The sequence below is a fragment of the Rhodoglobus sp. genome (assembly GCF_053580035.1).
This window is the reverse complement of sequence record NZ_JBMDVL010000001.1, coordinates 885,907-899,564: the sequence shown is the minus strand read 5'-3', so window position 1 is coordinate 899,564 and position 13,658 is coordinate 885,907. Positions and strand designations below refer to the sequence as shown.

14 protein-coding genes are annotated in these 13,658 nt (G+C 58.9%); 10 read left to right on the top strand and 4 right to left on the bottom strand.

Features of this window, described 5'->3' with window-relative positions; genetic code table 11:
- Window positions 1-12 precede the first annotated feature (12 nt).
- Window positions 13-657 (bottom strand): Maf family protein, encoded by a 645-nt coding sequence (locus ACOH1Z_RS04385; RefSeq protein WP_449647252.1) that lies wholly within the window; start codon window positions 655-657, stop codon window positions 13-15.
- Between the two features lie 20 nt (window positions 658-677).
- Between ACOH1Z_RS04385 and ACOH1Z_RS04380 the strand changes: the two genes are divergently transcribed.
- The 4 genes from ACOH1Z_RS04380 (at window position 678) to ACOH1Z_RS04365 (ending at window position 5,036) form a co-directional block, all read left to right on the top strand.
- On the top strand, window positions 678-1,910 hold the full coding sequence (locus ACOH1Z_RS04380) for a class I SAM-dependent RNA methyltransferase (RefSeq protein ID WP_449647251.1): 1,233 nt from the start codon (window positions 678-680) through the stop codon (window positions 1,908-1,910).
- 78 nt (window positions 1,911-1,988) lie between these two features.
- Entirely contained in the window at window positions 1,989-2,699 is a 711-nt protein-coding gene (locus ACOH1Z_RS04375) for a response regulator transcription factor (RefSeq protein ID WP_449647250.1), read from the top strand.
- Window positions 2,689-3,963, top strand: coding sequence for a sensor histidine kinase (locus tag ACOH1Z_RS04370; protein WP_449647249.1), 1,275 nt, complete (start codon window positions 2,689-2,691; stop codon window positions 3,961-3,963). Before ACOH1Z_RS04375 ends, ACOH1Z_RS04370 begins: the two co-directional genes overlap by 11 nt.
- A complete protein-coding gene (locus ACOH1Z_RS04365; protein ID WP_449647248.1) occupies window positions 3,960-5,036 on the top strand; it encodes a DUF8320 family protein in 1,077 nt (358 codons plus the stop codon). Before ACOH1Z_RS04370 ends, ACOH1Z_RS04365 begins: the two co-directional genes overlap by 4 nt.
- Window positions 5,037-5,396: 360 nt before the next feature.
- On the opposite strand, the gene ACOH1Z_RS04360 is transcribed toward ACOH1Z_RS04365, so the two are convergent.
- Both ACOH1Z_RS04360 and ACOH1Z_RS04355 read right to left on the bottom strand, forming a co-directional pair.
- Window positions 5,397-5,630: an acyl-CoA carboxylase epsilon subunit gene (locus tag ACOH1Z_RS04360; RefSeq protein WP_449648196.1), complete on the bottom strand. Its 234-nt coding sequence runs from the start codon at window positions 5,628-5,630 to the stop codon at window positions 5,397-5,399.
- Window positions 5,630-7,201, bottom strand: a complete 1,572-nt coding sequence (locus ACOH1Z_RS04355) for an acyl-CoA carboxylase subunit beta (RefSeq protein WP_449648195.1) — start codon at window positions 7,199-7,201, stop codon at window positions 5,630-5,632. The genes ACOH1Z_RS04360 and ACOH1Z_RS04355 overlap by 1 nt, the downstream gene beginning before the upstream one ends.
- A gap of 140 nt (window positions 7,202-7,341) precedes the next feature.
- Between ACOH1Z_RS04355 and ACOH1Z_RS04350 the strand changes: the two genes are divergently transcribed.
- The 3 genes from ACOH1Z_RS04350 to ACOH1Z_RS04340 all read left to right on the top strand — a co-directional run bounded on the left by ACOH1Z_RS04350 (window position 7,342) and on the right by ACOH1Z_RS04340 (window position 10,054).
- Window positions 7,342-8,118 (top strand): biotin--[acetyl-CoA-carboxylase] ligase, encoded by a 777-nt coding sequence (locus ACOH1Z_RS04350; protein WP_449647247.1) that lies wholly within the window; start codon window positions 7,342-7,344, stop codon window positions 8,116-8,118.
- Window positions 8,119-8,121: 3 nt separating this feature from the next.
- The gene (locus tag ACOH1Z_RS04345; protein WP_449647246.1) at window positions 8,122-8,664 is read left to right on the top strand and encodes a PH domain-containing protein; all 543 of its coding nucleotides are present in this window, start codon (window positions 8,122-8,124) and stop codon (window positions 8,662-8,664) included.
- 88 nt (window positions 8,665-8,752) lie between these two features.
- Window positions 8,753-10,054 carry a UDP-glucose dehydrogenase family protein gene (locus ACOH1Z_RS04340; RefSeq protein WP_449647245.1) on the top strand — a complete coding sequence of 434 codons (1,302 nt, stop codon included), beginning with the start codon at window positions 8,753-8,755 and terminating at the stop codon, window positions 10,052-10,054.
- Here the strand turns inward: ACOH1Z_RS04340 and ACOH1Z_RS04335 are convergent.
- Window positions 9,953-10,561 (bottom strand): GtrA family protein, encoded by a 609-nt coding sequence (locus ACOH1Z_RS04335; protein WP_449647244.1) that lies wholly within the window; start codon window positions 10,559-10,561, stop codon window positions 9,953-9,955. The two genes, ACOH1Z_RS04340 and ACOH1Z_RS04335, sit on opposite strands and share 102 nt — an antisense overlap.
- 103 nt (window positions 10,562-10,664) lie before the next feature.
- Here ACOH1Z_RS04335 and ACOH1Z_RS04330 point away from each other — a divergent pair, with 103 nt between their 5' ends.
- From ACOH1Z_RS04330 to ACOH1Z_RS04320, 3 genes are read left to right on the top strand one after another with little or no spacing between them, the layout of a single operon-like run.
- Window positions 10,665-11,783, top strand: coding sequence for a 5-(carboxyamino)imidazole ribonucleotide synthase (locus tag ACOH1Z_RS04330; protein WP_449647243.1), 1,119 nt, complete (start codon window positions 10,665-10,667; stop codon window positions 11,781-11,783).
- Between the two features lie 8 nt (window positions 11,784-11,791).
- Entirely contained in the window at window positions 11,792-12,295 is a 504-nt protein-coding gene (gene purE, locus ACOH1Z_RS04325; RefSeq protein WP_449647242.1) for a 5-(carboxyamino)imidazole ribonucleotide mutase, read from the top strand.
- Complete coding sequence (locus ACOH1Z_RS04320) at window positions 12,292-13,650, top strand: LCP family protein (protein WP_449647241.1); 1,359 nt, start codon at window positions 12,292-12,294, stop codon at window positions 13,648-13,650. Before purE ends, ACOH1Z_RS04320 begins: the two co-directional genes overlap by 4 nt.
- Window positions 13,651-13,658 lie beyond the last annotated feature (8 nt).

Here is a 13,658-nt window from a genome sequence, read left to right as displayed (position 1 = left end):
CACTGTGGATGCCTACAGACCGGGGCGCTCCATGTTCCAGAGATCGGTCCATTGCGCATCAAATTCGCGCAAGAGCTGACGGAGAAGAGAAACCGAGAGCCCAACAACCGCATGAGGATCGCCCTCAATGCTGGTGATAAATGCTGCGCCCAGGCTATCGATCGTGAATGCTCCAGCGACCTTCAACGGTTCGCCTGTAGCGACGTAGGCATCAATCTCAGCGTCGCTGATATTGGAAGCAAAGGTGACGCGCGCGCTCGAGACGGCGCCGGTTGCGCCGCGAATTTCGCCACCGCGGTGATCAATGAGCCAATGCCCCGAGTGCAAGGTTCCGGTCTTTCCCCGTTGAGCGAGCCACCGTTGCTTAGCGATTTCAGGCTCGTGCGGCTTTCCAAATAATTCGCCATCTAATTCAAACGCAGAATCTCCACCAAGAATGAAGCCATCAATCGGTTCACCATTGATGCGCGAATCGGTGACTGCCTCAGCCTTCGCTCTCGCCAACAAGTCAACAAGGGCGGGGCCATCGAGGGGGCCAGGCGCCGCAGCCGCAACTGCTTCTTCATCTACTCCGGAAGCCAAAAGTACCGGGTCAACACCGGCGGCGCGCAGTGTTGCGAGCCGTGCTGGAGAGGTAGACGCAAGATAAAGGCGCACAAGGCTCCTATGCTCAAGGGATGGGTGAATGGCTTGGCCGAATGATCGAAGTAGACGTTACCAACATTGCGCACGGGGGTGTCGGTGTTGCGCGTCACGATGGTCGTGTCGTTTTTGTTTCCGACGCGATCCCCGGTGAACGCGTACTTGTGCGTGTGACCGACGACAAGAAGAAGTCGTTTTGGCGCGCCGAAACGGTGAAGGTTGTCACCGCGAGTGAACACCGCAGAGAACACGTGTGGTCGGCGGCCAGTGTTGACCGCGATCCAGACAACCGCGCCGGTGGCGCCGAATTTGGGCATATAGAGCTCAGCCACCAGCGCGCCCTCAAGGCTCAAATTCTTGGCGAATCACTCGAACGGATGGCCAAGCTCACGCTGGCGCCCATCGTCGAAGCAGTGTCAGGCGACGACGAACGCAACGGGCTCGGATGGCGCACCCGCGTGAGCCTTCACGTTGACGAACACGGCAATGTTGGCCCGTTCGCGGCGCGCTCTCATCGCGTCGTTTCCGTTGCCGACCTTCCGCTAGCAACCCCCGAACTCTCCGCAGGGGCCCCGCTCAGCCAAAACTTTTCGGGCTTCGATCGCGTTGATGTGCTCAACCCGAGTAGCGGTGGAGTGCGCCTCATCATGGGCAAGCAAAAGCCACAAGTCATTACCGAGATCGTGGGAGAGCGCGAATTCACGCTGCTCGACTCCGGCTTCTGGCAAGTGCACCATTGTGCAGCCCAAGTGTTGACCGCTGCCGTGCAAGACGCCATTGACTCAGAACTGTTTGACCCAGCGGCATCCAACTTGGATCTCTATGGTGGTGTTGGTTTGTTCGCAGCTGCGGTCGGAGTCAAGTTTGGTTCCGCGACCAAGATCACCACGGTTGAGGCTGAGTCCGCTGCTACCGATCACGCCGCAAAGAATCTCTCGGAATGGTTGGGCGCTCACGCCGAGACGGGACGCGTCGATCGTTGGCTTCGTCAGCTGGTCAGGAACGCGACCAGTAGTGAGCAATCGCGGCTTGAGCGAGCCACGATTATTCTTGACCCCCCGCGCTCTGGCGCCGGACGCGAAGTGGTTGAGTTAGTTGGAGCAGCCAAGCCCGCTCAAGTGGTCTACGTGGCGTGTGACCCCGTTGCGTTCGCTCGGGATGTTGCATTCTTTGCCGAGCAGGGCTACAGCCTCAGCACCGTGCGGGCGTTCGATCTCTTCCCCCATACGCACCACGTCGAAGCCGTCGGAACGTTTACTCGCGACTGAACGCGTGTTGGCGCCGTTCACGCATGATTTCGTCGTAACCCGACTACTATGGGGGACAGAAACTCAGGAGGACGCCACATGGCCCAGACCGAACCATCCGGGACCGAAGCGCCCAATGACAGCGCCAAACGCAATATTGCCGTCGCTGTAGTCGACGACCACGAATCCGTTCGGCTCGGGCTTAAAGCTGCATTCATCGACGACGGTTATGACTTTGTTCTTGCCGCCGCCACGGTGAGGGAACTCGTTGACGGCCTCAATGGTCGCGAAGTCGACGTTGTCGTGCTCGACCTGTCGCTCGGCGATGGATCGACTGTCACCGATAACGTCAAGAACGTTCAAGCTACCGGCTCTGCCGTGCTCGTGCACAGCATTGCTGACCGCGTCGCAAGCGTTCGTGAGGCACTTGCCGCTGGCGCCGCCGGAGTTATCCCGAAATCCTCCGCCACCAAGACAGTGCTCGCCGCGGCAGCAACCGTTGCGCGCGGCGAAGTATTGAACAACCTTGAGTGGGCAACTGCCATTGACGCAGACCGCGACTTCTCGAAGGCCCAACTAGGTCGCCGCGAACGCGAAATTCTCCACCTCTACGCCTCGGGCCTACCTCTCAAGCTCGCCGCACAGCAGCTCGGAATTGGCTACTCGACTGCGCGCGAATATCTTGACCGCATCCGCGTCAAGTACGTCGAAGTCGGTCGCCCAGCTCCCACCAAGGTCGACCTTTTGCGTCGTGCAGTCGAAGACGGAATCCTGCCAGGTCTGGATTCCGAAGGCGGCGATGGCCACTAGCCTCTCCACTGCACGCCAACCACCGTCGGCAAAGCAGCCACGTAATCCGATCAGCCGCAAGCAGGTTGAGCGGGTAATTTCGCGCTCGGTTGCCGTGATCGGGCTAGTTTTCGGCGCGCAAACTGTGCCCTGGCTATTGAGTCAGGCGCGGGAGGCGCAACCGTGGTGGTTGTCGATCGTTGTTCCCGCACTGTTCGGCTTGTTGATCATTGTGGTCATCTTGTCATTCGCCAATCGTTGGGTTCGCCAAGCGCACGGAACATTCGCGGTGGTGTACTTCCTTGCCCTGCTGAGTTGGCCATTTACCGTGCTTCCGGGCGTCGAGATTTTTAGTGGCATTCACTGGCTCAACTACCTCATCACCGTCGCGACCGCCATGGCAGCGATTGCGTTTGGCCGTGTGCTCGCTACCGTCTATCTTTTCGCTGCACCGTTCGTCTACCTTGTCGTTCGTATTCTTCCCGTCGGTGGCGCAGCTCCATGGCAGTTGGCAGTACTTGAAGCGTTCTATGCACTCATTTTGGGTAGCGCAATCATGATCATCGTCACGATGCTGCGCCAGGCGGCATCCAACGTCGACAACGCGCAAGCGACAGCTCTGTCCCGCTATGGAAACGCGGTGCGGCAACACGCTACTGAGGTCGAACGAGTTCAGGTCGATTCGATCGTGCACGATAGCGTACTGACCACACTGATCTCAGCTGCCCGGGCATACGTGCCAGAGGCTCAACGCCTTGGCGCGGTCATGGCCGGCAATGCCATCGGCCATTTGAAAGAGGCAGCGTCGACGTCTCCCGATGATGTATCGACAGTGCAGGCGACGGAGCTTGCTCAACGAGTCGTCACCTCGGCTGAATTGCTCGCGTCGAACTTCCAATTCTCGATTCGAAGCGTTGGTGCCAGATCGTTGCCGGCTGTGGCAGCAGAAGCCGTCCATTCCGCAGCGGTCCAAGCAATGGTCAACAGTCTGCAGCACGCTGGTGGCGCAGATGTCCAGCGCAGTGTTGAAGTTCGTGGGCTTGAGGGTAATGGTATTCAGGTTGTCGTCACAGACACTGGCCGAGGGTTCGACCTCGATCATGTGCCTCAAGAGCGCCTAGGGGTGCGCGTCTCCATAGTGGAGCGCGTCGCGAACGCTGGCGGTCGCACGGCGATAGCGTCGGTGCCTGGTGCTGGCACCGAAGTCTGTATTCAGTGGCCGCATGGCAACGAAAGCGACGAAATCCTTACCCCGGACGACATCGGCGAAGAGGGTGTCCTGTGAACATTGGAGTACCGCGTTACTTGATCGTCGGTATGGCGGGGCTTTTTTCCGCGTACCACATCCTGTTGGCGCTCTACACGATCGACATTCCTGATCGACCCGGCCCCATCTTTGTCGCGATGGCACTGTATGGCGCCGCAACGATCATCAGTCTTCTTCCCTTTGGTCCGCTTCGGATGCCCATTTGGATGGCGACATTCAACTTTGCGATCGTCGTCGCCATCACTCTTCTTGTCGCCAACGAGCTCGATTTCGCTCGTGAGGGCGGCACCGGGTATGCAACCTGGTACGTAGCAGCGAGCGGAACATTGCTGACGATTACCTCCACGCGAGGCCGTCACACTTTCGCTTGGTTGGGGATCGGATTCTTAGTCGCGCACACCTTTAGCCTTGGTCCCGTTGGGCCGGCAGGGTTGTTCAGCCTCGGAATCGTCGGAAGCGCCTCGTGGGTTGCCGTCTCGCACGTGCTGAGCAGTGGCCTCGCTAAGGCATCCAAAGATGCTCAACGTTTTGTCCTTGCCGAACAGGAAGCAACTGATTGGCAGGCCGCTCAAGACGCGCACGTTCATGAGCGGCAGTTCCGGCTGGAACAGACCGGCAGTATGGCATTGGCAATGTTGGAACGAATCCAGGAGACCAACGGAAATCTCTCTGAGGAGGAACGCCGCGAGTGCCTCAATCTTGAGGGTGCCATTCGCGATGAGATCCGCGGTCGCAAGCTTCTGAACGACGCTGTGCGCGATCAGGTGATGATTGCGCGCCGTCGCGGGGCCACTGTGACGTTGCTCGATGAGGGCGGCATCGACGATCTCTCTGACGCCGATCTTGATCGGGTTCTCAATAGGCTCGCTCTGGCTATCCAATCCACGAGCGCGGACAAAGTCATTGCCCGCACGGTTCCTGAGGGTTCGGACGTCGCGGTGACGGTCGTCGGACTGCACAGCAGCGGCGATGGAGAGTCGAGCGCCCTTGGCCAAGACTCCCTCGAAGAAGACGTCGTCGACATTTGGCTCGAGATTCCTCGCGTCGACGCTGCCAATGCGGGCGCTGCTCACGCAGACGCTGCTGGCTGACTCAAACCACCGTTAAAGGCGGAAGAGCCGGAGTGGCTATCAGAAGCACTTCTCCGGCTCTTCGCTAGAACCCGGGTCAGGACGATAACCCGAATACCGTCCTGACCCGCCCCCAAAGAATTAGCCCGCTTACCCTAGTCGGCTAACCTTTGGCGGTGTAACTCCTATGGAGAGACACCTAGCACTTAATATTCTGCATCAAGAAAGTGACGAGCAAAGTCGGTTCTTTGGGGGACCCTCGGGGGACAATATTTTCAGAATCGTGTGGAAATCACTGTATTTCTGTGGTTTTCAGCGAATTCCGCATCGTGCAATTGGGGTACGACCGCGAAAAGTCCTGTTGTGCCATCCGCAAAAGATTTAACGTCGAGCGCTTGCGTTCCACACACCGGGGCCCGGATGAAGCGGGGCGCGAATGGGGCGTTGGCTACGCGCCCACGCTGAAATGGGAGCTGTCTCATCCCCACCGGCGTGCTCGGCAGACTCAACCAGTGCTGCGCGTACAACCGCAGTGACCGCAGCGACTTCTTCTGGTGTGACGTTGGTCGAGACGATGCGGATGTCGGCGGGCTCGTCTTGCGCGTGCCTCCCCATCACAGTGGAATGTTTCCGTGTTTCTTGGGGGGCATGCTTGCGCGCTTCGTGCGGAGAGCGCGGAGCGCCTTCACGACTTGCACTCGAGTTGCAGCAGGCTCAATGACTCCATCGAGCTCGCCCCTCTCAGCAGCCAAGAACGGGCTTGCCACGTTGTAGGTGTACTCGTTTGCCAAGCGGGTACGAACTGCGGCGACATCCTCGCCAGCGGCCTCTGCTGCTTTGATCTCGCCGCGGTAAAGGATATTGACGGCGCCTTGGCCGCCCATGACGGCGATCTCAGCGGTCGGCCACGCGTAGTTGAGGTCAGCGCCCAACTGCTTGGATCCCATGACGATGTAGGCCCCGCCATAGGCCTTACGCGTGATGACGGTCACGAGGGGCACGGTTGCTTCGGCGTAAGCGTAGAGAAGCTTGGCGCCACGACGAATGACACCGGTCCATTCCTGATCAGTGCCCGGTAGGTAGCCGGGAACATCGACGAGGGTGAGGATCGGAATGCTGAACGAATCGCAGAAGCGCACGAAACGTGCTGCTTTCTCGCCAGCCTCAATGTTGAGGGTTCCTGCCATCGCCTGTGGCTGGTTAGCGACGATACCGACCGAGCGGCCCTCGACGCGACCGAAGCCGACAACGATGTTTGGCGCGAACAGCGGCTGAGTTTCGAGAAAATCGCCGTTGTCAACGATGTGCTCAATGATCGTTTTCACGTCATACGGCTGGTTAGGGCTGTCGGGGATGATCGTGTTGAGCTTGCGATCCTCATCCGTAATCTCCAACTCCACTTCGCTCTCGTAAAGGGGAGCGTCAGACATGTTGTTGTCTGGCAAGAAGCCGATGAGAGTGCGAGCGTAATCGAGAGCATCCTCTTCGTCGCTCGCGAGGTAGTGAGCAACGCCCGAAACCTTGTTGTGCGTGAGTGCGCCGCCCAGCTCTTCCATTCCGACGTCTTCGCCGGTGACTGTCTTGATGACGTCGGGGCCGGTGACGAACATTTGGCTTGTCTTGTCGACCATGATCACAAAATCGGTAAGCGCGGGGGAGTAGACCGCTCCACCAGCCGCCGGGCCCATGATGATGGAGATCTGCGGGATGACACCAGAAGCTTGAGTGTTACGGCGGAAAATCTCGCCATACTTGCCCAGGGCTACGACGCCCTCCTGAATGCGGGCTCCGCCAGAATCGAGCATGCCGATGATCGGAACACCCGTCTTCATGGCGTGATCCATCACTTTGATGATCTTCTCGCCAGCAACCTCGCCGAGCGAGCCACCAAAGATGGTGAAGTCTTGCGCGTAAACAGCAACCTGGCGACCGTGAATCGTGCCGGTACCGGTCACAACAGCGTCGCCATACGGGCGCTTCTTTTCCATACCGAAGGCGTGAGTGCGGTGGCGAACAAACTCATCGAGTTCGACAAACGAACCGTGATCGAGCAACTGTTCGATGCGCTCGCGGGCGGTCATCTTGCCCTTAGCGTGCTGCTTTTCGATTGCCGCGTCACCGCTGGCGGTCACGGCTTCGTGATAGCGGTTCTTGAGATCGGCGATCCGGCCGGCGGTCGTGAACATGTCTGGAGTCGTATTGTCTTCGGTCACTGTGTCACTTTACCCACCCATCCACCGCTTGTGTGGTTGGCGGAACCCACAAGTTTGAGGCCCGTTTCATTGAGGAAACACTAGAGACAGAGCGCTGCCTCTACGCTGAAGCGATGCAACTCCCTCTAAGCTCCGCCGTTCTCCCGCTGCTTGAGCACCTCGATGAGGTCGGATCAACCAACCACGAATTGATGGCGCGGGCCGCTAACTCCACCGCACAGCACTTTTCTGCGCTGGTCACGACGAACCAGACCGCGGGCCGCGGCCGGTTGGGACGGGAATGGATCGCGCCACCGGGAAAAACATTGGCCGTCTCCGTGCTATTCGCTCCAGAACGAGCCTCCATCGAATCATTAGCGTGGATGCCGCTCATTGGCGGCCTGGCCATGGCGCGGGCAGTACGCAGCCTCGTCAACGATCGCAAAGTCACCCTTAAATGGCCTAACGACGTTCAGATTGAGTCACTGAAGGTGTCTGGCCTGCTCTCTGAACTTGTCGCGGGAGGCTCAGGTGTGATCGTTGGGGCAGGGCTGAACCTCACGATTGAGCCCGCTGAGCTGCCGACATCCGTCTCGACATCGTTGCTGATCGAGGGCGTTGATCCCGGAGTTGATCTGGCGCTCAGTAGCTATCTCAGAGAACTTGTCGAACTCTACAAACGATTTAGCGATGGTGGTCTCGATGCGGTTCGAAGCGGAATTGCGGATGCGGCGCGGGCAGAGTGCGGAACCATTGGGCGTCGAGTGAGAGTGGAGCTTCCCGGTGGTGAGCGCATTTTCGGAACGGCCGAGACGATCGATGACCACGGACAATTGGTCGTGATGGATGATGCGAACGGCCGCTTGCAGCACGTCGCGGCTGGGGACATCACCCACCTGCGGTATGAATGACCTATGCCTAATGAGACTGTGAGCGTTCAACGCGAGGCAATTGTTGCCCGTGTGCGTTCTCACGCGCGAGCGCTCATCTTTCCCGGCATTGTTTTGGTGGCCACGGCGGGAGCACTCGGCTACTTTTTCGGCAGTTTCGCCGAGGATTGGCAGAATCTTGCCTTGCTCACGGCCGGCCTGTTGCTGATTGTTGTCGCGTGGTTTTTGCCATTCTTTGGGTGGCTAGCGCGAAACTACACAATCACGACGCGACGAGTAGTGCTCTCAAGTGGAGTATTCGTTCGCGTCAGGCAAGAGCTTCTTCATAGCCGTGGTTATGACGTGACAGTGCGCCAAAATTGGGTGCAGCGGATGTTCGGCAGCGGTGATCTTCTGATCAACGCCGGTCATGACTATCCGGTCACCCTGCGCGACATCCCGTCGGTAGCGATCACCCAAGCGGCGCTGCACGACCTTATGGAGAACAACCAGAATGTTGTCTCGATGCGGCGCCAGCGAGACGAATCTCACGCTTCAGACGAAACGACAGTGTGGGGCACTCGCTAGCTTGCACGTCCACTGACAACGCACATTATCGATCGTGTTTCCGCACCGCGCTACTTTCTGTCAACTCTGATCAGATAGGGTGCGCAACGTGAAGATCTCAGTAATCGGATGCGGCTACCTCGGAGCCGTTCATGCATCCTCCCTCGCAAAACTTGGCCACGATGTTATGGGAATTGATATCGACCAGGCGAAAGTCGATCTCTTGGCATCGGCACAGGCGCCGTTCTACGAACCCGGCTTGCCAGAACTTTTGGGCGAAACCCTCGCAACGGGCAAGCTCGCATTCACGACTGATCTGAGCCGTGCGAATGGAGCACGGGTGCACTTCATCGCGGTGGGTACCCCTCAACAGGAAGATTCCAATGCGGTCGATCTCACCGCGGTGGAGTCGGCCTTCGATGCGATCATCGCCCATCTTTCTCCTGGCGATGTCGTTGTCGGAAAGTCGACGGTGCCGGTAGGAACCGCTGAGCGTCTTGCTGCTCGTGTCGAGGCCGTAGGCGCCCACTTGGCCTGGAACCCAGAGTTTCTGCGGGAGGGCTACGCCGTGAAAGACACCATTAGCCCCGACCGCCTTGTTTACGGGATTCGCCCAGGGGACGACCATTCTGTCGCCATTCTTGACGAGGTTTACGCGACGGTGCTCGCTCAAGACATCCCTCGCGTGGTAACTGACTTCGCCACTTCCGAGCTCGTGAAGGTCGCGGCCAATGCCTTTTTGGCAACCAAGATCTCCTTCATCAACGCGATGGCGGAGGTAGCGGAAGTCACGGGAGCTGACGTCACTCAGCTCGCGGATGCGATTGGTTATGACCAGCGCATCGGTCGTCGTTTCTTGAATGCCGGTCTCGGTTTCGGTGGAGGCTGCCTTCCCAAAGATATTCGTGGATTCATGGCGCGCGCTTCCGAACTCGGTGCGGGTGATGCTTTGAACTTTCTCGGCGAAGTCGATGCGATCAACCTTCGTCGACGAGAGCGCATGGTCGATCTGTGTCGTGAGGTGCTTGGCGGAACCATCGAAGGCGCAAAAATCGCGGTCCTTGGTCTTGCGTTTAAGCCCGACTCCGATGACGTGAGAGATTCCCCAGCCCTCGATGTTGCTGCGCGTCTCGCGGAGTTAGGTGCGCACGTTCGGGCAACAGACCCGCAGGCCATTGAAACCTCACGGCGTCTGCGCCCGGAGCTCGACTATGTCTCTACCGCAGCTGAAGCAGCGCGAGACGCGGATGTCGTTCTTGTGCTCACCGAATGGCGCGAGTACCGCGACATCGATCCAAACGAGCTCGGCTCAGTCGTTTCGGTGCGTGCGATCCTCGACGGTCGAAACTGTCTGAACCCGGTGCAGTGGCGTGAAGCCGGCTGGACCTATCGTGCGCTCGGTCGCCCCTAGCGCAGCGTCTGCCGCGGCATCCGCAGTCCTAGTGGCGGCGTGAACGGCAGCAGTGACAGCGGTGTGCTCGGCAGTCAGTACGCCACGACTGGGGCTAAAGACCCACAAACGGTACAGCGCAAATCGGAAGAAAGCGCCGAGCGCGAGCCCGACGACATTCGTGGAGATGTTGTCGGCGAGTAGCGAGGTGTATCCGAGGACATAGTGGGAGACCCAGAGACAGAGCACACCGATTGCCATACCGGCGACGCTGACAAGGGCAAACTCGACGCCCTCACGTGCTGCGCCAGTTCGACCAGCAGTGGCGAAAGTCCAGCGTCGATTGCCGACCCAGTTGGCCCCGATCGCGAGGGTCGTGGAGATCACCTTGGCGATCACGGGTCCCTCGTGAAGCACATCGGGTGAGAGAATTGTGAGCCGCAACAGATTGAATACTGCGACATCGATCACAAGCCCGCCGAGCCCCACTACGCCGAAACGTAGGAATTGGCCGAGCAGCTTTCGCATGTGATCTCCGCAGTAGACAAGAATGGGGCAGGGCGGTTGGAAGTCTAACCTGCCAAGCTAGGCCCAAAGCTGGGCATCATCTTAGACAGTGCAGGAGTCACTAGTGCCACCGATCGTGGGCGTAATTGGCGGAGGCCAACTGGCCAGAATGATGATCCCGCGCGCAATCGAGCTCGGTATCGAGCTCCGCGTGCTCGCTGAGAGCGACGGAATGTCAGCCAAGTTGGCGGCAACTGCTGTCGGTGACTACACGGATGCTGAGACCGTTCTCGCATTTGCACGAGACGTTGACGTCATTACTTTCGATCACGAGCACGTGCCCCAGGATGTGCTGGCCCAGCTTATTGAGGCCGGAATCGCCGTGCATCCGGGACCAGCACCACTCGCGGTTGCGCAAGACAAAATTCTGATGCGCCAAGAACTGACCCGACTTGGACTTCCCGTTCCCGAGTGGGCGAGCGTAGCGACACCGGCTGAACTCGACGAGTTTCTGAGAAACAACGGCGGGCGGGTGATCGTTAAGACTCCTCGAGGCGGCTACGACGGCAAAGGCGTTCGTGTCGTTTCAGCTTCGAGCGATGTTGCTGATTGGTTCGCGGCGGGCAATCCACTCTTGGCCGAAGAACTCGTGTCCTTTACGCGAGAGCTTGCGCAATTGGCGGCGAGGAGCCCGAGCGGTGAAATCGCACTGTGGCCGTTGGTCGAGTCGATTCAGCAAGACGGCGTCTGTGCCGAAGTCATTGCGCCGGCACCGTCGCTCGCCGCGCCGCTCTCTGCGGAGGCGGCAACCATCGCTCGCACCGTCGCCGACGAACTGGGCGTAACGGGAGTGCTCGCGGTTGAACTCTTCGAAACGTCTGACGGTCGCCTCTTGATCAATGAACTTGCGATGCGGCCCCACAACAGCGGGCATTGGACGATGGATGGTGCGGTCACGAGCCAATTCGAACAACACTTGCGTGCAGTGCTCGATCTGCCTCTCGGTGCGACCGATGCGCGCTCGCCGTGGACCGTCATGATCAACGTGCTCGGGGGACCGACATCCGGAACCATTGCGGAGCGCTACCCCGCAGCATTCGCGAATCAACCGACAGCCAAGTTTCACGAATATGGCAAAGCGCCTCGCCCTGGGCGCAAGGTTAGTCACGTGAATGTGAGCGGTGACGACCTCGATGACGTGGTGTACCGTGCGCGTGCCGCAGCAGCAATTCTGAAGGATTGACACCTACCATGGGTTCCGTGACTCAACCGCAAGTAGCCGTCGTAATGGGATCAGACTCTGACTGGAACGTCATGGTCGAAGCATCCGTTGCGCTGAACGATTTTGGAATCGACCACGAAGTTAGTGTGGTTTCAGCGCATCGCAGCCCCGAGAAGATGATCGCTTTCGGCAAAGAAGCAGCTGGTCGCGGAATTCGAGTCATCATTGCTGGCGCGGGCGGCGCAGCACATTTGCCCGGAATGCTTGCCTCCGTAACAACTCTTCCCGTTATTGGGGTTCCTGTTCCGCTTTCACGACTCGATGGCATGGATTCGCTGTTGTCGATCGTGCAAATGCCTGCGGGTATTCCTGTGGCTACCGTATCGATCGGCGGAGCTCGCAATGCGGGAATTTTGGCTGCACGGATTCTCGGTTCGGGTGATGCTGAACTCACCACGAAGCTTGCCGACTACGCCGCACAGCTCGAAGCCCTTGTTGACGACAAGAACGCTGCACTGAACGCGAGCCTGTGAGCGCAGCAAGCTCCCTCCGTCAACCGGCCGACGGTTCGCCGGAGACGATGACAAAGCGAGCATGGTGGCTGCTCGGGCTCAACGTGCTCATCCCCGGTTCTGCTCAACTTCTTGCCGGAAACCGAAAGCTCGGTCGCTTCGGCGTCGTCGCTAGTTTCGTTTTCCTGCTCCTCGTCGTCATCGGTGTGGTGCTCTCGCTCGTTGCACCGGCCGTCATATTCACCGTGGGTAGCAGCACGCTCGGTCTCTGGGCGATCGCGCTCATTCTGGCGTTCTATGCAGTGCTGTGGCTCATCCTCACCGTCAACGCGTGGTCTCTCGCGAACCTTGGTCGGGCTACACCCGGTGGTCGCTCCGCTGTTGCGGCATTCAGCGCCATTGTTTTAGTCGTCGTGGCTGGCACGGCAGGATACGGCGCCTACGTAGCGACTACCGCTAACTCGTTCCTCAGCGACGTGTTCATCGCAGCACCAACCAAAGAACCTATTGACGGGCGCTACAACATTTTGCTCCTTGGTGGAGACGCCGGAGTTGATCGTGATGGATTGCGCCCCGACAGCATCAGCGTTGCCAGTATTGATGCCGAAACCGGAGAAGCCATAATAATTGGCCTGCCCCGCAACATGGAACTCACCCCTTTTGCTGCCGGATCTCCGCTCGCTGACAAGTATCCCGATGGCTATGGCGCCTACGGCTGTGACGTCGACGTTTGTCTTCTCAATTCGATCTACACCGAAGTCGAGCTGAACACCCCCGATCTTTACCCGGATGCTGCGGCAAACGGCAGCTCGCCGGGAATCGAAGCCATGCGTGACGCGGTTGAAGGAATCACCGGACTCGGCATCCAGTACTACGCCCTCATCGATATGCAGGGCTTCTCAGATCTCATTGACTCGCTCGGCGGTGTGACGATCAATGCCGAAGAGGCTGTGCCAATTCACGCGGATGCTGAATTTACGATTGTCGCAGAGTGGATTCCGGCTGGCGTGCAAGTAATGGATGGCTATCACGCACTCTGGTATGCACGATCGAGGCACGACACTACTGATTACGACCGCATGGAACGGCAGCGCCAACTTCAGCAGGCCGTTATCGAGCAGTTCACCCCCGCGAACGTGCTGACGAAGGTGCAAGCGATAGCCGCGGCAAGCTCGAAAGTTGTGACGACAGACATACCGCAGGGGAGCTTGGGCTACTTCGTCAATCTTGCGTCGAAGACACGAGCGCTTCCCATCGGATCGCTGGAGTTGGTGCCAGCGAACGATATCGTCCCGGAGAACCCGGACTTTGACTACGTCCGTGAGCTCGTTGCTGCGGCGACAGTATCCACGGTCGTCGACGAGAACACCGAATAGCTCGCACG